A 21,832-nucleotide genomic window follows, 5' to 3' on the forward strand; every position below is an offset into this window, starting at 1 on the left:
CCATGGCAAAAGATATTCAGTTTGATACCGACGCACGTGGCGCTCTTGCTGCAGGCGTCACCAAGCTGGCCGACGCTGTCAAGGTTACCCTTGGCCCCAAAGGTCGCTATGTTGCTCTCGAGCGCACCTACGGCGCTCCCCTGGTAACCAATGACGGCGTTACCGTCGCCAAAGAGGTTGAGCTTCCCGATCCTGTCGAGAACATGGGCGCTCAGCTCGTCAAAGAAGCTGCCACTAAGACCAACGACGTCGCAGGTGACGGTACCACCACCGCAACGCTTCTCACCGACGTCCTGGTAAGCGAGGGCCTGCGCAACATCGCTGCGGGCGCTAACCCCATCTCCATCCGTGCAGGTATCGAGAAGGCTGCCAATGCTGTCGTCGGCGCCATTGCTGAAGACGCCATTCCTGTTTCCACCAAGGAGCAGATCGCTTCCGTCGGTGCTATTTCCGCACGTGACGACCAGACCGCCGACGGCGTTGGCGAGAAAATCGCCGAGGCTATGGAGGTCGTTGGCAAAGACGGCGTTATCTCTGTCGAAGAGTCCCAGACGTTCGGCATCGAGATCGAGGTCGTCGAGGGCATGCAGTACGACCGCGGCTACATCTCTCCCTACATGGCTACCGACATGGAGCGTATGGAGGCCGTTCTCAAGGATCCCTACATCCTGCTGACCGACCAGAAAGTCACCTCCATCCAGGATATCCTCCCCATTCTCGAGGCCATCAGCAAGCAGGGCCGCCCGCTGCTCATCGTTGCTGAGGACGTCGAGGGCGAGGCTCTCTCCACCATCCTCCTGAACCGTCTGCGCGGCACCTTCACCTGTGCTGCCATCAAGGCTCCTGGTTTCGGCGACCGTCGCAAGCGCATCCTCGAGGACATCGCTGTCGTCACCAACGGCCAGGTTATCGCTCAGGACTTCGGCCTGGTTCTCGGCGAGGCTACGCTGGACATGCTCGGCACCGCCAAGACCGTCAAGGTCACCAAGGACTCCACCGTCATCATCGACGGCGCTGGCGACAAGCAGGCTATTGCTGATCGCTGCGAGCAGATTCGCGCAGAGCTTGAGCGCACCGATTCCGAGTTCGATCGCAAGAAGATGAACGAGCGCCTTGCTAAGCTTTCCGGCGGCGTTGCCGTCATGAAGGTCGGCGCTGCAACCGAGTCCGAGCTCAAGGAGAAGAAGAGCCGCATTGAAGACGCTCTTCAGGCAACCCGCGCTGCTGTCCAGGAGGGCATCATCGCAGGCGGCGGCGTCGCTCTTGTCGACGCTATCCCGGCTCTCGACAACGTTGAGTGCGCAAACCACGACGAGCAGGTCGGCGTTGACATCGTCCGCAAGGCCCTCGAGGCCCCCATGCGCACCATCGCTCAGAATGCTGGCATGGAAGCCGGTATTGTGATCGAGAAGGTGAAGGCTCTGCCCAAGGGCGAGGGTCTGAACTTCGCATCCGGCGAGTATGGCAACATGATCGACATGCAGGTTTCCGACCCCGTGAAGGTTACCCGCACCGCTCTGCAGTCCGCAGTTTCTGTTGCAGGCCTTATCCTCATCACCGAGGCCACCATTTCCGAGATCCCGAAGGAGGGTCCGGACCTGTCCGCTCTCGCAGCCGGTAACGGCGGCGGCATGGGCGGCATGATGTAGGCTCCATGCTTACGCTGAAATCCAATGCATGAGAAAGAGGTCGCGCTTCGGCGCGGCCTCTTTCTTTGCGCAGTAGAAATCTTGTTGAGGAAGGATGCGATGCTGAGGAATGCGGTGTCGGCCCGCGCATTCGTCCGTGATCATATGTTCTCGAGCCTGATTTAGCCAATCAACTGGCTTTGAAAAGGCGCATAATGCGTTTTTTCATGTCATGTATCTCCTAGTCATCGTCTCACGCATTCTGCGTTAGCGCATGCCGTACGAAAAATTTTCTTCCGAATGAGCCCCTTTCACGCACCGCGCAGTTTTCGCCTGCGTCCCATGCCGTTGTACCGTCTGCTTGGCCGCGAAAGCGCCGGATGCGAAACGATTCATGATCATGAAGGGGGATGGCATGAACGATTGGGATTTGCGCAATGCGGAATACGGCCGCGATGTTTCTTGGGGGGATGCCGACGACGGCATTGAGAGCGACAACGGCATGCTTGATCCCGCCGAGACGGATCTTGCATCGTCCGAAGCAACGCCTGAGAAGCCCAATGCGGGTGCTTGGTCTCAGGAGAAATGTCTCGACTTTCTTGAACGGGAAGTCTGTCGTCATCCTTTAAACAGGGAGCTTTTGTACAAAACTCTCGAACTTTGCCTTGATCCTTTGGAATTGAGCGCTCTCGAACAGCGCATGCTCTCGTTCCCCGAAGCAGCCCAAGCAACCCAGGACCCTTATCACCTTGTATGCCTCCTCGAGGATGCGGGCGGTTTACGCCGCACGGAGCTCGATGGAGAAGGCCGCGAGGTTACCGACCTGCAAAAGAGGGAGTCGACTGAAGACGAGGCGGACGATCTTGTGGCTTCGGTTCTATTCGAGACCACCGAAACGGGCAGGACGTTCGTGCGTCAGCACGATCCGCGACGTCGCTTCGCCGAACTTCTCGACGCCGAACCTGTTCGTAAAAACTGCTATATCGAACTGCTCGGCTTTTGCAACGAGCGCCCCCGACCTTACACCGAAATAGAAACGCTTCTTCGCAGCAACGCAGTGCTGCTTTCCGAGAAGAAATCTGGCCTGCCGTTGCAGCCGAGCGTGTTCGTCGACAAGCTTGAGCGTGCGGGGATCCTTGAATGGCGCGATGGCTGGTCGTTGTCGCAGGAGGGGAGGGGATGCCTGGACGCTTTGAGAGGTGAGTAAGGATAACGTTTCTGAAATCGATAGGAGGAATGATGCAAGAAAGAAACTTGACGCGTCGTTCTTTCGTGCAGGCTGCAACTCTTGCTGGCGCAGCTGCCGCAATCGGCGTATCGATGCCGAACGCCCTTGTTGAAACCGAACCGGCCTATGCCGACGAGCCCGTCGAGACGAAGGTCGTCAAGACGTCGTGTCACGGGTGCATCCAGATGTGCCCCGTGCGTGCTTATATCGAAAACGGTGTAGTGGTCAAGCTCGAAGGCAATCCGGACGCGCCCGTGAGCAGGGGTTCCTTATGCCTGAAGGGCCTCAATCAGCTGCACACCATGTACAGCCCTCGCCGCGTTCTGCATCCCTTGAAGCGTGCAGGGCAGCGTGGCGAAAACAAGTGGGAGGTCATCTCCTGGGATGAGGCGCTCGACCTGGCGGCCGAGCAGATCACGAGCACCATTGATAAGTACGGTCCATATTCGTTTTTCGCCAGTGTCGGTGGAGGCGGCTCCTATTCGTTCATGGAGGCAATGACGCTTCCTATGGCCTTCGGATCGCCCACGGTGTTCGAGCCTGGTTGCGCCCAGTGCTATCTTCCCCGTTATGCCATGGCAAAATACATGTACGGCGGCAACGACCAGTCCGTTGCCGACAACGCCGTGCAGGAAATCTTCAAGGTGGAAGACAACAAGGCGGACACCGTGGTTCTCTGGGGCGCTCAGCCTTCGGTGAGTCAGACGGCCGAATCAGGCCGCGGTATGGCCGAGCTGCGCGCACAGGGCGTCAAGACAATCGTCGTAGACCCCAACTTCAGCCCTGATGCGCAAAAGGCCGACGTGTGGCTTCCTGTCCGTCCCGGTACCGACACGGGCCTGCTTCTGTGCTGGTTCCGCTACATCTTCGAAAACAAGCTCTACAACGAGGAGTTCACGAAGTTCTGGACGAATCTGCCGTTCCTGATCGACCCCGATACCAAGCTCCCCGTCAAAGCCGAAGAGCTATTCGAAGACTTCGTCTCGCCGACTCCTGAGAACACGCCCGCCTACGTGTGCGTCGATGCTGCATCGGGCGAACCGAAGCCATTTGTGTTCTCACTCCCCGAAAACGCCGATGTGGACCCCGAAATTTTCGCAACGGTGGAAATCGATGGCAAACAGTACAAGTCTGCCGGCCAGATTTATAAAGAAGAGGCCGAACCGTGGACGCTTGAGCACACCGCCGAGAACTGTTGGCTTCAGGCCGACAAGATCGAAGAGGCCGTCAAGTTGTACACAGGCGCAAGCGTTGCGGGCATTGTCAACGGCGTTGCGTCGGACATGACCGAATCGGCGAGTCAGGTTCCGCTCGGATGCATGGGTCTCGATGCCATCATGGGCTATGTCGACATTCCTGGCTGCACGATGACGCAGTACGGCACAGGCGTAGTGGCCAATCCCACGAGTCGTCCGGTCACTTACCACAACGGCTTCGATGGCATGTTTTCCGACATGTATGGCTGCGGCGCCGTGGTTGGGCTATCGGACGAGGAAAACGCAGAGCGCATCGCCTCGTTCGACCCTGCGGTGCAAGAGCAGTTTGGCAGGCTCCTGCTCGACCGTCTAGGTATGAAAGATCACAAGGGCCTCTACACGTGGTGCCACTCGCATATCCCCACCGTGCGCGAGGCGATTGCCACGGGCGAGCCGTTCAAACCGCGTGTGTGGTTCGATATGTCGGGCAACAAGCTTGCTATGCTCGGCAATGCGAAGTCGTGGTATGACGTGTTCCCTGAAATCGATTTCATAATCGGACAGTATCCCATGCTGACGTCGTTCCATGTGGAGGCGGCCGACCTGGTGTTCCCCGTGCGTGAATGGCTCGAAGAGCCCATGGTGAACATGACGCAGCTTAACACCTCGTGGCTCCAGAACGAATGCGTGCATATCGGCGAGACGGTTTCCCACAGCATTCCCGCAGCGCAGGTAATCGCGCGCTGCAAGGAGAAATGGGGCGGCACGATGCCGGGGCTGACTCCGGGCTATATCGGCAGCGCGACCGAGGCCGAGGTGAAGGAAAGCGTGGCGGCCACGTTGCAGGCTCCAAGCTGGGAAGAGCTTATCAACAATACCGACAAGTACGTCCCGTGCGTCATTCCGCCCGAGGACTACTGGCACTACAAGCAGTACGAAACGATTGTGGACGATGGACTGCCTGCGGGGTTTGGCACCGAGTCGCGTAAGTTCGAGGTGTATTGCACCCTTCTGCTCAAGATGGCGCGTACGGGATACCCCTTCTGCTATCCGTACGAGCAGGAAGCCTGTGCCGACTACAGCCCGATCTGCACCTATATCGAGCCTGCGGAAAGCCCGCTCGATGACGACGAATACCCCTTTGTTCTCACGAGCGGACGAGTGCCGTATTTCCATCACGGAACCATGCGCCATGCGGCGTTCGCCCGCGAGCTGTTCCCGACGGCGGAGATTCGCATAAACACCCGCACGGCTGCCGAACTGGGCATCAGCCATATGGATTGGGTGAAGGTGTCGAGCCGCCGCGGCGAAGTACATGCCCGTGCGTACCTGACCGAAGGCGTCGCTCCGCGCACGGTATGGATGGAGCGCTTCTGGAATCCTGAATGCTACGACGAGTCCCAGCCGAACAAGACGGCCGGCTGGCGCGAGTGCAACGTCAACGTGCTCACGAAAAATGACGCGCCGTTCAATGAAGTGTTCGGGTCGTACACCAACCGCGGCTTCACGGTGAAAATCGAGAAGTCGGAGAAGCCTTCGAATGTATGGGTCGAGCCGCATGAGTTCGAGCCGTTCATGCCGACGCTTCAGAGCGAACCGCAGACGAAGGATGTGTTCTGATGAAAAGATGTCTTGTTATCGACCTCGACCGTTGCTCCGGATGCGATTCCTGCGTCGTCGCGTGCAAGCACGAAAACGGAATCGACCTGGGAAATTACTGGAACAGGGTCGTTCCTGTCGGGCCGACGGGTACGTTTCCCGACATCGAGCAGTATTGGCTGCCCGTTCAATGTCAGCAGTGTGAAAACCCCCAATGCGTGCACGTCTGTCCTACGGGGGCGTCGTATCGCGACGAGAAGACCGGGGTCGTGCTCGTGGACAAGGATAAGTGCATCGGGTGCCAGTATTGCATGATGGCTTGCCCTTACGGTGTGCGCATCCTCAACAAGAAAACCAATGTCGTCGAGAAGTGCACGCTGTGCAGCCATCTGACCGCTGACGGATCGGGCATTCCCGCCTGCGTTCACAACTGCTGCTGCGGTGCGCGTTATTACGGCGATTTGGACGATCCAGAAAGCGATGCGTCGAAGGCGGTTGCGGCGGCGCTGGCCAAGGACAGCGAAAGCGTCCACCATCTCCCCGACCCGGGCGATTCCCACCCCGCAACGGTGTATATCCTCTCGAAGAAAACTGCGGAATGGAAGGGGCTGGTGTAAATGAGCATCCAATGGCCCTTGTTGGTATTCAGCCTTTTGACAGGCAGCGGCGGCGCGCTGCTTGCATTCACGGGCGTGGCCGAGGCGACGGGCGTCGCCAAGAAGACGCGCAACGCCGCCGTCGCCTGTGCGCTGGTCTTGCTGGTAGTGGGAGGCTGCGCAAGCGTTGTGCACCTTGCCCAGCCGGCGAATATCATGGCTGCTGCCGCCAACGTGTTCAGCTTCTCGGGCATTTCCGTCGAGCTGATCATGCTCGGCGTCAACGTGATCGTGGGCGTGGCGTATCTGATCGCCTCGCGTAAGGAAGCGTCGTCTTCGGTGATGCGGGGAATTGCCGTGGTCGGAGTCATCGCGGGCGTCGTCATGACGTTCGTCGTCGGCAATGGTTACGTCATGCAGTCTCAGCCGAACTGGAACACCGTCCTGCTTCCCCTCGCATACATGGGAAGCGGCCTTGCCTGCGGCGGCGCGCTGTACTGTGCGATTATGGCCGCCTTCAAGGAGGATATCGCCGAATTCAAGCTCGTCGGCGTCGTGGCGATTGTCGCCATCGTCATCCAGCTTGCGGCGTGTGCCGCCTACGGGGCAGTCGTCGCATCGGCGATCGACGCGGCTCTGTACTGGGGCGGCTGCGTCGGCGTCGGTTCGGTCGTGGCCCTGGCGTGCGCGATCTTCGCCCGCAAGACGCCTCTTGCGTGGTGGGCCGTCTTCGCGGCGGCGCTCGTCGGCGGTATCGCGCTGCGTGCGGCCATGTGGCTTGCTGGCACGGGATTCATCGACATGTTCTCCCTTGCGGCAGGAAGGGCCGTGCTCGGCGTATAGCGGCGAACGGGCGTTTTCGATGCGACGGTATTGAGGGTGCGGCGTCGGCGTTTCGGGGCGGGCCATCGCGGCCGCTTCGGCCTCGGTTGCGCCGACGCCGCCGGGTTTTGCGAGATGGTGATTGGTATGGCAGGAAGTGCATTGCAGGAAAAAGAGCACGGCGTGCAGGCGGTCGACGCATGCGGGTCTGTGGCCGCCGATGCGGACGTCGAGGCCATGGGCGCGGCTTTGAAAGGCAGATCGGCGTTTTATCGCATGATATCCGCCCTTTATTTCAAACCCCTTTCCCAGGAGCAGATCGACCGCATGGCCCAGGCCGATTTCTCAGCCTATGAAAGCGTCAACGAGGCGTTCGACAAGGGGCTTGCGGACATCGGGCGCATGCTGCGCAAGCGCAACACCGGCACCAGGCAAGACCTCGCCGTCGATTTCACCGCCGCCTTCGCGGGAACGTCGAGCTGGGAAGGCCGCTATGCAGTGCCGTATAAGTCGGTGTTCACCAGCGACGAGGGCCTGATGTACCAGGACGGCTACCGCGAGGTCTTCTCTGCTTTCAAGCAGAACTGCGTCCGCCGCCGCGACGGGCTCGATTATCCGGACGACCATCTCTCGTTCATGTGCGAGTTCATGGCGATTCTTTCCGACCATGCGGAAAGCCATATGCGCGCGGGCGAGTGGGTGAAGGCGCGCAAAGACCTCGAGACATCGCGCGATTTCCTCGATGCGCACATCATGTCGTGGTTCGCCGATTTCTCCGACCTGGCGCAAAAGATCCTCAAGGGCCGCTTCTACCGCGGAGTCCTTGAGATGACGGAAGGCTTTTTCGAGCTCGATCGCGATGTGATGCGCGAAATGCTCGAGGAGGTGGAGGCAAGGAGGGCGGCATGAACGACGAAAGCGTGAAAGCCACGGAATCGCAAACGTCGCCTGAGGCCGTTTCCGAAAAGCCCGAAAGCGCCGAGGGGCGCGCCCATGCGCCTTCGAGGCGAATGTTCGTGGCCGGGGCCCTGAGCGTGGCGTCTTTGTTCGCCCTTGGCGGCGCCGGCAAGGCGATTGCGGGGCAGCAGGTGCTCATGCGTCCCCCGGGCGCCCAAGATGAGGCGCGCCTTTGGGGCGCATGCATCAAATGCGACCGCTGCCGAAGCGTGTGCCCCGAAGGCGTGATCGACGTGGCCCACCTTGAAGACGGGCTGGTCAATGCGCGAACCCCCGTGATGGATTTCAAGAAGGGATACTGCACGTTTTGCGACGGCGCATGCAAATGCGCCGAGGTGTGTCCCACCGAGGCCATACGGTTCGGCTTCGATCCCGCCCGCAACAAGATCGGCATGGCCGTGGTCGATTCCGAGGAATGCCTGCTGTATCGCAGCGGCTCGGGGCGTTGTTCGAAGGAGTGCATCGACGCGTGCACCTACGAGGCCTTATCCGTCGACGACTCGGGGTATCTTCGCGTCGATGTCGATGCGTGCAACGGGTGCGGGGCATGCGAGCATGCCTGCCCCTCGTCGTCTTACGGGTCGTATACCGGCTCGTCGAGGCGCGGAATCAATATCGAAGCGTGGGGAGGCGATGCATCGTGAGCGCGAATCGCGGACATGACGAGCAGCAGCGGCCCGGCAAGACGGGCCGTATGAAAACGTCGACGAAGCGCACGGTCGTCTTCGTGGTCGTGTTCGTGCTCGTCGGCGTAGGGCTGGCGTTTTCCACGGGCACGGGAACCCTTTCGGCCATCGGCGTCGGGCAGATTGCCGCGATCTGCCCCCTCGGGGCACTCGAGGCCATGTTCGGTGCATGGGCCTTCCTGCCGCGTGCGTTGCTGCTGTTCGCAGGCATCGCCCTTGTCGCGATTGTGTTCGGAAAGGCCTTCTGCGGCTGGGTGTGCCCCGTTCCGCATTTCCAGCGCTTCTTCACGACGAAGAAGGCGAAGGCGGCCGAACACGACGAACGCGTCCAGGCTGCGAAGAAATCCATTGTCGCATGGCGCGAAGGATGCGAAGAGCGCACGAAGCCTGCGCTCGATTCCCGCCATGCGGTTTTGGGCGCGACGCTGCTTTCGGCGGCCGTGTTCGGGTTCCCGGTGTTCTGCCTGATCTGCCCGGTCGGGCTTACGTTCGCCACGTTCATCCTGATGTGGCGGTTCGTCCAGTTCAACGAGCCCACGATCGGTCTTCTGGTGTTTCCCGCGATCCTCATCGTGGAATTCGTCGTCTTGCGTCGATGGTGCCACAAGATCTGCCCCCTCGGCGCCTTGCTGTCGCTTCTTGCGCGCGGCAACAAGACTTTCAGGCCGACGGTCGATCGTTCGCTGTGCCTGCGCTGCGACGGCGTGGCGTGCGAAACGTGCGCGTCGGTCTGTCCCGAGCATATTGACCCGTACGCCGATGCGGGCGAGCGCTCCATGGTCGAATGCACGAAATGCAAGACCTGTGCGCAAGCATGCCCGGTGTCGGCCATCCGTTTCCCCTTGCGTCCGGCCGCGATGCGCGATGCCTCGTCTCAGAATCGTGGCGAGGCAACGCTTGAAAAGAGCGACGCGGCATCGTCCGAAAACGCATCGAGGCCTTATTAGCACGCCTCGGTCAACCCCTCTCTGCGCCCTTTCGCGGCATGTTGTCGTGGGGGCGCTTTCTTTTTTGTGTGTGCTCGACCCTGCTTGGCGGCGGATTACGGCCTTGACGGTCGTTTGTTGCGCGCGATATTTTGGAAGAGCGCTTGCGTCTCGAAGGGGGGATGTATGATTCGAGATTCCCGCATTGCGAATGATCTGACGGCCGCCTGGCCCTCGCTGCCCTATATCGCTTTGGGTGTTTGGCTTGCCTGGGCCTATCTTGCGTATAGCGGGTCGATGTGGCTTTCCGACGTGGAAACGAATGGTGCGAACATCGCGGGGTTCTACATCGCCTCGACGGTCTCGTTCGCAATCGCTATGCTTGCTGCTCCGCTGAAGACGCCTTTCATCGAGCGCTTGCTGCAAAGTGATGCCTGCGCGCTCGGGGCGGGGTTGTCCGCCTCGCTGGGATGTGTCATGGTTATCCTTGCGGGTTCGTATTATCTTGCGGTTTCGGATCTTTTCTATCCGGGCGCTTGTTTGACCGGCGTTGCGACGTCGTTTCTGGGCTTGCGCTGTGCCAGGCTGTATGCGGGGCTCGTACCGAGGAAGGCCATTCTTTACACGGCTCTTTCGCACGTCGTGATCGCATGCGTGTATTTCGTCGCCATGGGAGCGCCCCAGTGGCAGCCTGTTGCGGGTGGTCCGTCTTTGATGGGAATCATCGCGCTTGTTGGCCTGCCCGTCGTGACGGCGCTGCTTGCCTGTCTTCCCGCCATGGTGCCAGGCAAAGACCATGCGGTAACGACGGATAGAAAAGACGTGCCGCCGGTATTTTGGAAGATGGTCGTCGCCATCTTCGTGTTCGCATTGGTTGAAAATTCCGTGAGGGCGAATATCGTCTACGTGATGCCGCCCGAGGTCACCCAGGACACCAATGCGGTTCTCATGATCGTGCGCATCGCGATGGCCGCCGTCTTGGCGTTCATGGCGATGCTCGAGCGCAAGATCGACTTCGGCCGCATCTATTCGTTCGTCATGGTCGCAGCCGTCGTCTTCGTTGCGTTCGTTCCAGTCTTCGGGCCTTTGAACGTGGGATGGGGCATGTCGGTTTCGGCGGTATCGGTGGTTTTCGAGTTCGTCATCTGGTGCATTCTGGCTTTCGTGGCGTTTCAGAAGCGGATTTCGTCCATCGTGGTGTTCGGCTTCGGATACGGAAGCTTCATGCTCGGCAGCGCCTTGGGGTGGATGGGAAGCATCTATGTCATCCCCTTGATTGCGGGGCCGTCTTCTCAGTTCGCGGTCTATCTCGTGTTGGCTCTGACGGTGCTCGGGTGCGTGTTCGTCCTGTTTTCGGAGCGCGATTTCGATAGGCTTTTCTCGCCCGAAGGCGACCAGGAAAGCCTCGAGCGCCTTTTCGACATCGAGCCTTTTCATGGTGTTGATGCGAAAAAAAGCCCCTTCTGCGCAATCATTGAGCGTGCGTGCGAGAAATACGAGCTTACTTCTCGGGAAAGTGATGTGCTGCGCTATCTTGCTATGGGCTATTCTGCTGATGCCGTGTCGGAAAAGCTTGGCATTTCATGGAACACGGTGCGTACGCATTCGCGTAATATCTATACAAAAATGGGAGTCCATTCTCGCCAGGAGCTTATCGAGGCCGTTGATTGCATGAGGCGCGAGAGCGAATCGCGCCGTTCCTGACGAATCAAACCGGCAAGTTCTAGGCTCAGCCGTCTTCTCGATCAATGCGCAATGGGGAAGCGTGCACGACGGCAAGCAGGCGGGTGCGAGAATGCCAGATGCTCAGAATCTATTTCACGCCAAGAAGCGCACGGAGCTCTTTACGATTTGAGATGCCGAGCTTTTCGTAGATATGGCGCGTATGCGTCTTGAGGGTTCCTTCGGCTATGAACAGCTCGCGTTCGATTTGCGGGCCGTTCATTCCCTGCGCATAGAGGCGAAGGATTTCGTCCTCCCGAGGGCTGAGCTTATGTTTCGAGGAAAGGTGGTCGCGCAGCGTCGTGCGGGCTTCCTCCCTGCCCCAGACAACGAAAATCTGCATGGCGTTTTTCAGGCAGAACAGCAGGAGCACCATGATGCCGAACCGCTTCGAAATATCGTAGAGCATAAGCGCGATGAGCAGCGTCATGAACGAATATCCCGCGGAAATCATGTAGCTTGACACAACCGTTCCGAGGAATCCTTCGCTGGGGATAAGCAGGAATCCGCAGAGAGTGAGCGGCAGGGCCGATTTCACAAGCGCATTAAGGCTGATGCGGTCTGAGAGGAAGTACACGAATCCTGCGAACGCCATCATGGCCATGGCGGTTGAGATGGAGGAGTGCATTCCTGCGCCTTCGGTTAGCTGATGGGAGGGTCGAAAGCGCACGATGGGGAAAGAGCCGAAGGCACATGAGGGGCGAGGTTAGTCGTTCGCCCCCGTGATGGCGTTCATGATGGCGCTTACGATGCTGATGACGATACTTGCCACGAAGGCGCTTCCGAAGGTTGCGATTTCAAAGCCAACGTCAAAGAGCCCGTTTGCAAGCCAGGACGCAAGGTAAAGGACGAAGGTGTTGACCACGATGCAGAAGATTCCTAGGGTCAAAAACGAAATAGGAAGGCTAAGAACCTGCAAAAGCGGCTTGATGGACATGTTGAGCAGCGAAAGGAGCAGCGACAGAATCATCACGCCCGCCCAGGTTTCCATGGTGGAGGCTATCTCGATACCGGGGACGAGCCAAACGGCGGCGGCGACGGCAATGGCGGTGACGATCCAACGAAGAATGAATTTCATGGCGACCTCCTGGTCCAAAAGAAGGCAATAGGCACGCTTTTCTGTGCACGTGATGCCGTAAGTTTATGTATAGCCTAGGGCATGGTTTCTGTTTCGGCTCAATCTGGTTTCGTTTCGTTACAATGGAGCAATGGATACTCGTATGAAAAAACACAGTCAGAAAAACCGCAAGAATTCGTCTGGCCGGTCGAATCGGCGCGTTCGCCGTCCGCAGGCTCCTTCGCGTGAGGCGATTCTTGCGAAGGGTGGCCTGTATTGCCCTATCGATGGGAGATGCGGCGGCTGCATGCTGCTCAGCGTTCCTTATAATCAGCAGCTTCGTTCCAAGCAGGCCGAAATGGAGGCTCTTTTCGCCGATCTGCTCGACGGCGATACTTGCATCCGTCCTATCGTTGGCATGAAGGACCCCCGCCATTACCGCAATAAGGTCGTTTCTCCTTACGTGGGCGTGTACGACAAGAAGGCGCGCCGACGCCGCGTGCTGTGCGGCATGTATGAACGAGGGACGCACCGCGTCATAGATTCGCGCGAATGCCTGATCGAGAATCAGGAGGCGAAGCGCATTATCCTCGCCATTCGCGACCTCATGCCGAAGTTTGGCATAGCGCCCTATGACGAAGACGCCGATACGGGCTTTCTTCGCCATGTGCAAGTGCGTGTGGGCCATGCGTCCGGCGAGGTCATGGTGACGCTTGTCACGCGCGAGGATACGTTTCCGGCGTCGAAGGCGTTTGTGCGTGCCCTGATAAAGATGTACCCCTCCATCACCACGGTGGTGCAGAACGTCAACACGCGCCAGACCAATGTGATTATGGGTGATAAAGAACGTACGCTGTACGGCCCCGGGTTCATTCTCGATTCTTTGTGCGGGCTCTCCTTCCGTATTTCGTCAAAATCGTTTTACCAGGTCAATGTAGAGCAGACGGAGGCTCTGTATACGCGCGCCGTTGAAATGGCCCGGTTGACGGGCGCCGAGACGGTGATGGACGCGTATTGCGGCACGGGAACGATCGGGCTTGTTGCTGCGCGCGGCGTATCGGGCGGGCCTGGTGCGGCCCGCGTTATCGGCGTGGAAGAACGCCCCGATGCCGTGGCGGATGCGCGCAATAATGCGAGGCATAACGGTGTTGCAGCGGCCGAATTCGTCGCTGACGATGCGGGCGCGTTCATGCGTACGCTGGCGGCTCGCGGCGAAGAGCTTGACGTGCTGCTGATGGATCCGCCGCGCAGCGGATCGACGCCCGACTTCTTGAAGGCGGCGTGCACGTTGGCGCCGCATAGAATCGTCTATATATCGTGCAACCCGAAGACGCAGGCGCGGGATGCGGAGTATCTTGTTGCGCACGGGTATCGCATCGACGAAATGCAGCCTGTGGATATGTTCCCGCATACGCCGCATACCGAAAACATTCTTTCATTCGAGAGAGTGGGAAATTCGTCGAGATAAAGCATGGATCCGTATGGGGATCGATCGCATTTACGCAAGAAAGCGGAGGTCGTTATGACAGAACATGTGAGTGCAACCATTGGAGAAACGCCGCTGATCAAGCTCGAGCGACTGAGCGAAGAAGTTGGCGCAACGGTGTACGTGAAGTTCGAGGCCTCCAACCCGGGGGGTTCGATTAAGGATCGCGCCGCAATGAACATGATCGATGCGGCGGAAGCCCGCGGGGAGATTGCCCCTGGTCGCAGTGTTTTGGTTGAGCCGACCAGCGGCAATACCGGTATCGGCATCGCGATGATCGGGGCGGCTCGCGGGTACGATGTGGTGCTGACCATGCCTGAATCCATGAGCAAAGAGCGCCGCATGCTGCTTGCCGCATACGGCGCAAAGCTCGTGCTTACGCCCGCCGCCGAAGGCATGGCGGGCGCGCTGGCCGAAGCCGAACGCATTGAGCGCGAAACGTCTGGTGCGTGGATCGTCGGGCAATTCACCAACCCCGACAATCCTGCGGCGCACGAAAAGACCACCGGTCCCGAAATCAAGAAGGCCCTCGGCGGCGTTAATCCCGATTACGTGGTTGCCGCAGCGGGCACGGGCGGCACGGTTTCGGGTGTAGCCCACTTCTTCAACGGACATGGTAAATTCCGTCCTGGCGGCCTGGTGGACTTGGTGGGAGAGCGCGTTCGCATCTATGCTGTAGAACCTGATGAGAGCCCGCTTATTTCTCAGTCGCTTGCGGGCGAGGAGCTGACGCCGGCTCCTCATGGCATTCAAGGAATCGGAGCGAACTTCGTTCCCGAAACGCTTGACCTTGACGTTTTGGACGGTGCGTTGCGCGTTACGACGGAAGAAGCATATGAGCAGGCTCGTTATATGGCAAACGTCGAAGCTCTTCTGGTGGGCATTTCGAGCGGAGCTAATATAGCAGGCGTTCGCAAATTGATCGAGCAGCATCCTGAAGCGAAGGGTTCGACCATCGTGACCTTCGCGGTCGATACAGGAGAGCGGTATCTTTCTACATCTTTGTTTGAATAAGGTGATAACTATAAATAATGTATCAAGTGTAAAAAGGATACTAATGGAGAAAATAGACATTGTCCTCGCAAGCGGGAGCCCGCGCAGGAAGGATCTCATGGAGCGCGAAGGCGTGGAATTCACCGTTCGCGTTTCTGAAGTGGATGAATCTTTGGAGCCAGACCTTTTAAGGCAGCCGGAAGAGGCGGCTAAAAAACTGGCGGAGCGCAAAGCTCGAGCCGTTCTAGAGGAAATGCTCAATGAGGCATATGTGGGAACGGCCATGGTGGTTGGCGCTGACACTATGGTGGTTGCCGACGGCGTTATCTACGGAAAGCCCGAGGACGAAGCGGACGCTCGCCGTATCCTCGGCGAGCTTTCGGGCCGCGCGCACCAGGTTATTACCGGCGTTTCCGTTTGGTTGGCGGGCGCTCCGGCCAACGAAGAGGACATTTCCATTGCGTTTCGGTCTTTCGCCGAAACGAGCCATGTGTTCTTCAAGGAACTTGACGAAGAACTGATCGATAGATATATCGCCACGGGCGAACCGATGGACAAGGCGGGGGCATACGGCGTGCAGGGCAAGGGCGGCGAGATGCTGGTCGAGCGTGTTGCGGGCGATTTCGACAATGTGGTGGGACTTCCCGTGAAGCGCCTTATTGCGGAGTTCGGAGAGTTTTTCGAGGCGGCGAAATAGGCATGGCTCAATCGCTTTTCGACTCCGTTATGAAGACGGTGCGAGAACACGATATGGCATCGTCTGAAAACGTCGCGCTTCTGATGGTTAGCGGTGGCTCCGACAGCACGGCGCTGGCATACCTTGCGGCCCAGATGGTGGCTGCAGGCGAACTCGGGGCGGTTTCTATGCTGCATGTCAATCACAAGCTGCGTGGCGAAGCATCGGATGGGGACGCCGCCTTCGTGGCCGACTTGGCTTCAAGGCTGGAAATCCCCCTGTTCCTCTGCGAGGTCGATATCGCCGAAATGGTTCGGAGCACCGGTGGGAACATGGAGGCCCTCGCTCGCGCAGAACGATACAGAGCTGCGCGCGAAGCGCTGGAAAGTACGTGTCTTCATCTAGGGTTTTCCCTGGAAGCGGGTCGTGTCTTCGTTGCCCATACGGCGGATGATAGAGTTGAGAACTTTTACATGCGCTCCATTGTCGGTACGGGGCCGGGCGGCTTTCGCTCCATGAAGCACGATGTCATGATCGACGGGTGCCGCGTGTGCAGACCCCTGCTTGAGGTTGGTCGAGACGAGTTGCGCTCGTATGTCCTGCATCGCCATGATGCAGTGCAAGATGAGCACGGCGCCGCGTGGCGCGAGGACGCCACCAATGCGGACACCGACAGGTTTCGCGCGTTCGTTCGCCACGAGATAGTGCCGCGTGCCAAAGAGCGCAACCCCCGATTGCTGGAAACGCTGACGCGCACCATGAATCTCATTGCCGAAGAGGATGACATGCTCATCCGTGACGCTCGCGTGCTTCTTCTTGAGAAGGTGGTTCCGCTGGGAACATCGCCTGCCGAGGGATTTTTGGTGTCTCCTGCATTGGCGGATAGTTCGCTGCCTCTTGTTCGTCGCGTAATCGATAGGGTTCTTTCCTTAATGCTTGGCCGTGATGCTCGCGTAGAGACCTCATCTATTCAGGCGTGTGTCGATGGGCTTGGGAAAAGCGGATACGTTGCGAACATTCAGGGAGATATCGCTGTGTCGTATAACAGGCAGGGGCTTCGCCTTGAGCCTATGGCCGCATTTCGTGCGCGGAGGAAGAAGGGGTAGCGACGCCTTGAATGCGCGCAGCGTGCGACTTCGCTCGGGTATCTGCTTTGGTTCGCGGCAATATGCCCAGGAAAGGCTTGATCGGTCGGGCGTTTCTAATTTCTTTTTTCGAATCGGACGTTCCTCTGGTTTTTTGCGGGCTATTTCGTAGTATGGACGAAGAAGAAGGTGACGAAGAAAAGGCGAGTCTCCGTTTGCGGGATTCGACAGCATGTGAGCGAGGCGTGTCAATGGGTGAAAACATAGAAGACTGCGGCGGTGCATTGCACGGTCGCTGCCGACTGATCAATCGCAATCCGGACGTCTATATGGTTCGGGTGCCGTTCATGAATATTTCGACGTCGGAGACGAACGTCTACATTGTCAAGGACGGAGACGAAGCCCTTGTCGTTGATACGGGCGCGCCCACGGACAAGGGGGCCGTCGTACTTTCGGAGGCGTTTGAAATCTTGGGGATAGACCCTTCGAGAGCTTCTTTCTTCTTGACGCATCTTCATATGGACCATGCGGGTCTGGTCGATAGGCTCGTGCCTTGCGAGGCTCCGCTCTATGTCAATAAGACTGACTTCGACCTTATGAACGCCTCGAAAGGTCCTCAATTTTGGAAGCGCATGGAGCTGCGCATGCTCGAAGAGGGGCTCGGTCCTGAAAAGACCAGGCTTTATTGTCGGATCGGACATTACGGTATCGGCATTGACAGCTTTGACGCCGCAGGGCGAGATGTGCGTTTTGTCGACGAAGGCGACTCCCTTTTCGTCGGGCGGCATGAATTCAAGGTGGTTTCGACGGCGGGCCATACGCCCGGTCACCAGTCGCTTTTCCACGAGCCGTCGGGGCTGTTCTTCGTCGGAGATCACGTGCTTTTCGTCATCTCCCCCGGGCTTGGTTTTCGTCCCGATCGCGCAGACGCCATGGCGGTGTATCTGGGCAATGTCGAGAAGATGCTGGGTATGGACATCAGTCGCTTGCTCGTTTCTCATGGCGAATTGAAAGATGGCTGGCGAGAGCGGTGCGAGTGGCTGATCGCCCATCATAAGAAGCGCATGGAGCGTGCAGTCGAGGTGACAAGGATGAATCCGGGAATTTCCGGCGTCGAGATTATTCGAAACCTGAACTGGAACGTACCGAAAGACTGGGACGCGATATCTCCTGCTCAGAAATGGTGCATACTGGAGAGCGGCATCATCATTCTGGAGCACCAGACGCATATGGGAACGATTACCCGGGAAAAGGATGATCGGGGCATCTATCGCTATCACGTGGCGAAATAGCAGGTGTGTCGTTTCGCTTGCCGTATCTGGTTGCTTTTTGGCTGGCACAAAGAGAAAAGGCCTCGGTCGCTGCGACCGAGGCCTTTCGTTGTTTATGCGCCGAACCAGATTTGGAACTTCGGCACATAGCCCATGATGAAGATGATAACCATCAGCACGGGGATGCAGTACTTGATCCACACGTAGCTCCAGGCGGGGAACTTCATGCCTGCGCCGGCATCGGCCTCGGCCTTGAAATTCTTCCAGCCCCAGCCGTAGCGGCTCGTGCAGAACAGCACGTACAACAGGCCGCCCAAAGGCAGAATGTTGTTCGAGACGATGAAGTCTTCAAGACCCTGGATGTCGCCGATGCCGGGAATCTGGAAGCCGCTCCATACGTTCATGCCAAGAATGCACGGCAGGCTTAAAACGACGATGGCCACGGCGTTGATGGCTACGGCTTTCTTGCGGGAGATGCCCCACTGATCCATGGCGAAGGCGATGATGTTTTCGAATACGCCAATGACGGTGGAAAGCGCGGCGAAGCTCATGAAGATGAAGAAGAGCGTACCCCACAGCTGGCCGAGCCACATTTGGTTGAAGACGCTTGGCAGCGTGACGAACACCAGATTGGGGCCGGAGTCGGGGTTGACGCCGAACGAGAAGCAGGCGGGGAAGATGATGAGGCCTGCAAGCAGGGAAATCATGGTGGAAAGGCCTGCCACCGAAACGGCCTCTCCCGTCAAACGGCGGTCGCGGCCGATGTAGCTGCCGAAGATGGCCATGCCCGAAGCGCCGATGGAAAGCGTGAAGAACGCCTGGCCCATAGCGGCATAGACCGCATCGCCGAACGTGCCCATCTGCTCTGCCAGCGTGCTTCCCGCGAAGAGGCGAGAGAAGTCCGGGAGCAAGTAGAAGGCGAGGCCCTCGGCCGAGTTGGGGAGCAGGATGCTGTTGATGGCGAGGATGACGATGGCCACGAAGAGGCACGCCATCATGACCTTCGTGATGCGCTCCACGCCTTTCTGCAGGCCCATGCCGCAGATGCCGAAGCCGATAAGGCAGACAAGAAGCAGCCAGCCGAACATCTGCAAGGGATCGGCCTGAAGCGCCGCGAAGATGCTGCCGGTGTTTTCGGGGGCGACACCGTTGAGGTGTCCCGCTCCCATCTTGAAGGCGTAGGCCACCATCCAGCCTGCGACGGTGGTGTAAAACATCATGAGGATGTAGTTGCCGGCGATGGCGAACCACTTATAGAGATGCCACTTCGTTCCTTTCGGTTCCAGGATGTTGAAGCTTCGCGCGCAGCTTTTTTGCGACGCGCGGCCTACCGAAAACTCCATGACCAGGATGGGGAGGCCCAGGATGACAAGGAATAGAAGATACAGCAGGACGAAGGCTGCGCCGCCGTACTCGCCGGTGACGTAGGGGAATCGCCAGACGTTGCCAAGGCCGATAGCGCAACCGGCCGAGATGAGGATGAAGCCGATGCGCGAAGCGAATTTCTCGCGCGACGGTTGTTGCTCTCCCATAGTCGTGCTCTCTTTCGTTATAGATGCTCAAAGCGAGCATGCGAATTGCAGTCAGACGAATCATTATAGGGGTAAAGGACATACGGACACGCGAGGATACGGCGTGCGGTGCGCCGAAAAAAACGGGCTTTTGCCGTCGGGGGAGATGCTGTTGTGGTTGCGCGTGCTACATCGTGATAAAGTGACGTGCTGTATGCGCCCCGTGTTTTCAAGGGGCTTCGGAGTCTGAGACGAATGCGAGGAGACTTTCGCCATGAACAAAGCGATCATTACCGTTGTCGGCCAGGACACCGTCGGCATCATCGCGCGCGTTTGCACCTATCTTGCAGAGCACCATGTCAACGTGCTCGATATCTCCCAAACCATCATCGATGGCTTCTTCAACATGATGATGATTGCGGATTTCGCGGAGGCCGACAAGGATTTCGGCGCCATGGTGGACGACCTTGAGGCCCTCGGCGATGAAATCGGCGTGCGTATTCGTTGTCAGAAAGAAGAGATTTTTACCAAGATGCATCGCGTGTAGCGGTTTCGTCGGCCCAGCGGGCTGACAACGCGCGTTTATCCGACTTCGGGCGGACGGAGCGTTTCGGCAATCCAGAAAATTGCGCGGGGCGTCTTGCGCTTGAGGTTCTTTTCGAACGAAAGGCATATCCACATGCTTAACATCATGGAGGTCCACGAGACCAATCATATGATCGAGCAGGAAAAGCTCGATGTGCGTACGATCACGCTGGGCATAAGCCTGCTCGATTGCGTGTGCGACGACGTCGACACGCTTTGCTCCAACATCTATGACAAGATTACGACATATGCGAAAGACCTGGTTGCAACGGGCGAAGCCATTGAGCGAGAGTACGGCATCCCCATTGTGAACAAGCGCATTTCCGTGACTCCTATTTCGCTTGTCGGCGCGCGTGCGTGCAAGACGAGCGAAGACTTCGTCAAAATCATCCATACGCTCGATAAAGCTGCGGCAGAAGTGGGCGTCAATTTCTTGGGCGGATACTCCGCCTTGGTCGGAAAGTCCATGACTCCGGCCGAAGAGCTGCTGATCAAATCGATTCCCCAGGCGCTTGCGGAAACCGAGCGTGTCTGCTCAAGCGTCAATGTCGGATCAACCAAGACGGGCATCAACATGGATGCGGTCAAGTTGATGGGCGAAGTAGTGCGCGCTACCGCCGAAGCTACGGCTGATAACGACAGCTTGGGATGCGCAAAGCTGGTGGTGTTCTGCAACGCGCCCGACGACAATCCGTTCATGGCCGGCGCATTTCATGGGGTGACCGAGGGAGATGCGGTTATCAACGTGGGCGTTTCGGGTCCTGGCGTGGTGAAAACCGCTATCGAATCTGCTCGCGGGGAGAACTTCGAGGTCCTGTGCGAAACCATCAAGAAGACGGCTTTCAAGATTACGAGAGTCGGTCAGCTTGTTGCCCAGGAGGCAAGCCGTCGTATGGGCATTCCGTTCGGAATCATCGACCTCTCTCTTGCCCCCACTCCGGCTGTGGGCGATTCCGTCGGGGAGATTCTCGAGGAGATAGGCCTTGAGCAGGTTGGCGCCCCTGGAACAACGGCGGCGCTTGCCATGCTGAATGACCAGGTGAAAAAGGGCGGCGTCATGGCGTCGAGCTATGTCGGCGGCCTTTCCGGCGCGTTTATTCCCGTGTCCGAGGACAAGAATATGATCGATGCCGCAACGAGCGGGTGCCTGACCATCGAAAAGCTCGAGGCCATGACGTGCGTCTGCAGCGTTGGCTTGGACATGATTGCCATCCCCGGCGACACGACGGCCGCTACTATTTCGGGCATTATCGCCGACGAGGCGGCTATCGGCATGGTCAATCAGAAAACCACGGCGGTTCGTGTGATTCCCGTTATCGGAAAAGGCGTCGGAGAAACGGCCGAATTCGGCGGGCTTTTGGGATACGCTCCCATCATGCCGGTGAATCCGAAGAGCTGTGAGGCGTTTATCAGCCGCGGAGGTCGTATCCCCGCGCCAATTCATTCGTTCAAGAACTAGTCGAGTTTCGTCTGGACAATTGGCTAACTGCATCTGGCAGATACTGCTGAAAGTCTGATGGATGCTGCTGAAAGCGCGGGGTTTCCCGCGCTTTTTCATGCAGGGGACCATGGCTTGCGACATCTTGCGGGGTGAATGTGCGAAGTTTTTTCGGTCATGAACTCGCCTTGATGATGCCTTTGCGATGACGCTGCCGAAAGCCCAGGTGGTGCTTATGCCAAAAAAGAAGACGCAGTAGAATTCCGATGTAGAAGTTGCTTTTCACGCCGAATTCGGCTCATAACCGAAAAACTTCGCAGTCGAGCGGATTTGGCCGTGTCGCCTTATAGCCGTTTGGGTTGTCTATGCC

19 protein-coding genes are annotated in these 21,832 nt (G+C 58.2%); 16 read left to right on the plus strand and 3 right to left on the minus strand.

The annotated features are described in order from the left end of the window. Positions 1 to 2 precede the first annotated feature (2 nt). The 9 genes from groL (at position 3) to HMPREF9451_RS00255 (ending at position 11,342) form a co-directional block, all read left to right on the plus strand. The gene (gene groL / locus HMPREF9451_RS00215; RefSeq protein ID WP_009138282.1) at positions 3 to 1,649 is read left to right on the plus strand and encodes a chaperonin GroEL; all 1,647 of its coding nucleotides are present in this window, start codon (positions 3 to 5) and stop codon (positions 1,647 to 1,649) included. A gap of 394 nt (positions 1,650 to 2,043) precedes the next feature. After that, positions 2,044 to 2,835 carry a hypothetical protein gene (locus HMPREF9451_RS00220; protein WP_009138283.1) on the plus strand — a complete coding sequence of 264 codons (792 nt, stop codon included), beginning with the start codon at positions 2,044 to 2,046 and terminating at the stop codon, positions 2,833 to 2,835. A 32-nt stretch (positions 2,836 to 2,867) separates the two neighbouring features. Continuing rightward, positions 2,868 to 5,672, plus strand: a complete 2,805-nt coding sequence (locus HMPREF9451_RS00225) for a molybdopterin-containing oxidoreductase family protein (protein ID WP_009138284.1) — start codon at positions 2,868 to 2,870, stop codon at positions 5,670 to 5,672. Then, entirely contained in the window at positions 5,672 to 6,268 is a 597-nt protein-coding gene (locus tag HMPREF9451_RS00230) for a 4Fe-4S dicluster domain-containing protein (RefSeq protein WP_009138285.1), read from the plus strand. The genes HMPREF9451_RS00225 and HMPREF9451_RS00230 overlap by 1 nt, the downstream gene beginning before the upstream one ends. Continuing rightward, positions 6,269 to 7,090, plus strand: coding sequence for a DmsC/YnfH family molybdoenzyme membrane anchor subunit (locus HMPREF9451_RS00235; protein WP_009138286.1), 822 nt, complete (start codon positions 6,269 to 6,271; stop codon positions 7,088 to 7,090). 126 nt (positions 7,091 to 7,216) lie between these two features. Further along, positions 7,217 to 7,978, plus strand: coding sequence for a TorD/DmsD family molecular chaperone (locus tag HMPREF9451_RS00240; protein ID WP_083851879.1), 762 nt, complete (start codon positions 7,217 to 7,219; stop codon positions 7,976 to 7,978). Then, the gene (locus HMPREF9451_RS00245) at positions 7,975 to 8,670 is read left to right on the plus strand and encodes a 4Fe-4S dicluster domain-containing protein (protein ID WP_009138288.1); all 696 of its coding nucleotides are present in this window, start codon (positions 7,975 to 7,977) and stop codon (positions 8,668 to 8,670) included. The genes HMPREF9451_RS00240 and HMPREF9451_RS00245 overlap by 4 nt, the downstream gene beginning before the upstream one ends. Beyond that, positions 8,667 to 9,659, plus strand: coding sequence for a 4Fe-4S binding protein (locus tag HMPREF9451_RS00250; protein WP_009138289.1), 993 nt, complete (start codon positions 8,667 to 8,669; stop codon positions 9,657 to 9,659). The genes HMPREF9451_RS00245 and HMPREF9451_RS00250 overlap by 4 nt, the downstream gene beginning before the upstream one ends. 165 nt (positions 9,660 to 9,824) lie before the next feature. After that, positions 9,825 to 11,342, plus strand: a complete 1,518-nt coding sequence (locus HMPREF9451_RS00255) for a helix-turn-helix domain-containing protein (RefSeq protein WP_009138290.1) — start codon at positions 9,825 to 9,827, stop codon at positions 11,340 to 11,342. A 109-nt stretch (positions 11,343 to 11,451) separates the two neighbouring features. On the opposite strand, the gene HMPREF9451_RS00260 is transcribed toward HMPREF9451_RS00255, so the two are convergent. Continuing rightward, the gene (locus tag HMPREF9451_RS00260; RefSeq protein ID WP_009138291.1) at positions 11,452 to 11,988 is read right to left on the minus strand and encodes a helix-turn-helix transcriptional regulator; all 537 of its coding nucleotides are present in this window, start codon (positions 11,986 to 11,988) and stop codon (positions 11,452 to 11,454) included. 78 nt (positions 11,989 to 12,066) lie between these two features. Next, the gene (locus tag HMPREF9451_RS00265) at positions 12,067 to 12,438 is read right to left on the minus strand and encodes a phage holin family protein (protein ID WP_009138292.1); all 372 of its coding nucleotides are present in this window, start codon (positions 12,436 to 12,438) and stop codon (positions 12,067 to 12,069) included. Between the two features lie 142 nt (positions 12,439 to 12,580). On the opposite strand from HMPREF9451_RS00265, the gene rlmD reads away from it, so the two are divergent. The 5 genes from rlmD (at position 12,581) to HMPREF9451_RS00290 (ending at position 17,949) form a co-directional block, all read left to right on the plus strand. Beyond that, on the plus strand, positions 12,581 to 13,885 hold the full coding sequence (rlmD, locus tag HMPREF9451_RS00270) for a 23S rRNA (uracil(1939)-C(5))-methyltransferase RlmD (protein ID WP_009138293.1): 1,305 nt from the start codon (positions 12,581 to 12,583) through the stop codon (positions 13,883 to 13,885). Positions 13,886 to 13,939: 54 nt separating this feature from the next. Next, positions 13,940 to 14,917 carry a cysteine synthase A gene (gene cysK, locus HMPREF9451_RS00275; protein WP_009138294.1) on the plus strand — a complete coding sequence of 326 codons (978 nt, stop codon included), beginning with the start codon at positions 13,940 to 13,942 and terminating at the stop codon, positions 14,915 to 14,917. Positions 14,918 to 14,960: 43 nt separating this feature from the next. After that, on the plus strand, positions 14,961 to 15,593 hold the full coding sequence (locus HMPREF9451_RS00280) for a Maf family protein (protein WP_009138295.1): 633 nt from the start codon (positions 14,961 to 14,963) through the stop codon (positions 15,591 to 15,593). Positions 15,594 to 15,595: 2 nt separating this feature from the next. Continuing rightward, complete coding sequence (tilS, locus tag HMPREF9451_RS00285; protein WP_009138296.1) at positions 15,596 to 16,678, plus strand: tRNA lysidine(34) synthetase TilS; 1,083 nt, start codon at positions 15,596 to 15,598, stop codon at positions 16,676 to 16,678. A gap of 230 nt (positions 16,679 to 16,908) precedes the next feature. Next, on the plus strand, positions 16,909 to 17,949 hold the full coding sequence (locus tag HMPREF9451_RS00290) for an MBL fold metallo-hydrolase (RefSeq protein ID WP_009138297.1): 1,041 nt from the start codon (positions 16,909 to 16,911) through the stop codon (positions 17,947 to 17,949). A 92-nt stretch (positions 17,950 to 18,041) separates the two neighbouring features. Here HMPREF9451_RS00290 and HMPREF9451_RS00295 read toward each other — a convergent pair whose 3' ends face one another. Then, on the minus strand, positions 18,042 to 19,460 hold the full coding sequence (locus HMPREF9451_RS00295; RefSeq protein WP_009138298.1) for a sodium-dependent transporter: 1,419 nt from the start codon (positions 19,458 to 19,460) through the stop codon (positions 18,042 to 18,044). Positions 19,461 to 19,713: 253 nt separating this feature from the next. Between HMPREF9451_RS00295 and HMPREF9451_RS00300 the strand changes: the two genes are divergently transcribed. Further along, on the plus strand, positions 19,714 to 19,986 hold the full coding sequence (locus HMPREF9451_RS00300; protein ID WP_009138299.1) for an ACT domain-containing protein: 273 nt from the start codon (positions 19,714 to 19,716) through the stop codon (positions 19,984 to 19,986). Between the two features lie 132 nt (positions 19,987 to 20,118). Next, positions 20,119 to 21,483, plus strand: a complete 1,365-nt coding sequence (locus HMPREF9451_RS00305; protein ID WP_009138300.1) for a PFL family protein — start codon at positions 20,119 to 20,121, stop codon at positions 21,481 to 21,483. Positions 21,484 to 21,832: the final 349 nt, after the last annotated feature.

Source organism: Slackia piriformis YIT 12062, from assembly GCF_000296445.1.
Taxonomy (GTDB): domain Bacteria; phylum Actinomycetota; class Coriobacteriia; order Coriobacteriales; family Eggerthellaceae; genus Slackia; species Slackia piriformis.

What these genes read in the sequence shown, in the direction of transcription:
- groL (WP_009138282.1), top strand. Translation starts at nt 3, where the DNA reads ATGGCAAAAGATATTCAGTTTGATACCGACGCACGTGGCGCTCTTGCT.
- HMPREF9451_RS00220 (WP_009138283.1), top strand. Translation starts at nt 2,044, where the DNA reads ATGAACGATTGGGATTTGCGCAATGCGGAATACGGCCGCGATGTTTCT.
- HMPREF9451_RS00225 (WP_009138284.1), top strand. Translation starts at nt 2,868, where the DNA reads ATGCAAGAAAGAAACTTGACGCGTCGTTCTTTCGTGCAGGCTGCAACT.
- HMPREF9451_RS00230 (WP_009138285.1), top strand. Translation starts at nt 5,672, where the DNA reads ATGAAAAGATGTCTTGTTATCGACCTCGACCGTTGCTCCGGATGCGAT.
- HMPREF9451_RS00235 (WP_009138286.1), top strand. Translation starts at nt 6,269, where the DNA reads ATGAGCATCCAATGGCCCTTGTTGGTATTCAGCCTTTTGACAGGCAGC.
- HMPREF9451_RS00240 (WP_083851879.1), top strand. Translation starts at nt 7,217, where the DNA reads ATGGCAGGAAGTGCATTGCAGGAAAAAGAGCACGGCGTGCAGGCGGTC.
- HMPREF9451_RS00245 (WP_009138288.1), top strand. Translation starts at nt 7,975, where the DNA reads ATGAACGACGAAAGCGTGAAAGCCACGGAATCGCAAACGTCGCCTGAG.
- HMPREF9451_RS00255 (WP_009138290.1), top strand. Translation starts at nt 9,825, where the DNA reads ATGATTCGAGATTCCCGCATTGCGAATGATCTGACGGCCGCCTGGCCC.
- HMPREF9451_RS00260 (WP_009138291.1), bottom strand. Translation starts at nt 11,988, where the DNA reads ATGCACTCCTCCATCTCAACCGCCATGGCCATGATGGCGTTCGCAGGA.
- HMPREF9451_RS00265 (WP_009138292.1), bottom strand. Translation starts at nt 12,438, where the DNA reads ATGAAATTCATTCTTCGTTGGATCGTCACCGCCATTGCCGTCGCCGCC.
- rlmD (WP_009138293.1), top strand. Translation starts at nt 12,581, where the DNA reads ATGAAAAAACACAGTCAGAAAAACCGCAAGAATTCGTCTGGCCGGTCG.
- cysK (WP_009138294.1), top strand. Translation starts at nt 13,940, where the DNA reads ATGACAGAACATGTGAGTGCAACCATTGGAGAAACGCCGCTGATCAAG.
- HMPREF9451_RS00280 (WP_009138295.1), top strand. Translation starts at nt 14,961, where the DNA reads ATGGAGAAAATAGACATTGTCCTCGCAAGCGGGAGCCCGCGCAGGAAG.
- tilS (WP_009138296.1), top strand. Translation starts at nt 15,596, where the DNA reads ATGGCTCAATCGCTTTTCGACTCCGTTATGAAGACGGTGCGAGAACAC.
- HMPREF9451_RS00290 (WP_009138297.1), top strand. Translation starts at nt 16,909, where the DNA reads ATGGGTGAAAACATAGAAGACTGCGGCGGTGCATTGCACGGTCGCTGC.
- HMPREF9451_RS00295 (WP_009138298.1), bottom strand. Translation starts at nt 19,460, where the DNA reads ATGGGAGAGCAACAACCGTCGCGCGAGAAATTCGCTTCGCGCATCGGC.
- HMPREF9451_RS00300 (WP_009138299.1), top strand. Translation starts at nt 19,714, where the DNA reads ATGAACAAAGCGATCATTACCGTTGTCGGCCAGGACACCGTCGGCATC.
- HMPREF9451_RS00305 (WP_009138300.1), top strand. Translation starts at nt 20,119, where the DNA reads ATGCTTAACATCATGGAGGTCCACGAGACCAATCATATGATCGAGCAG.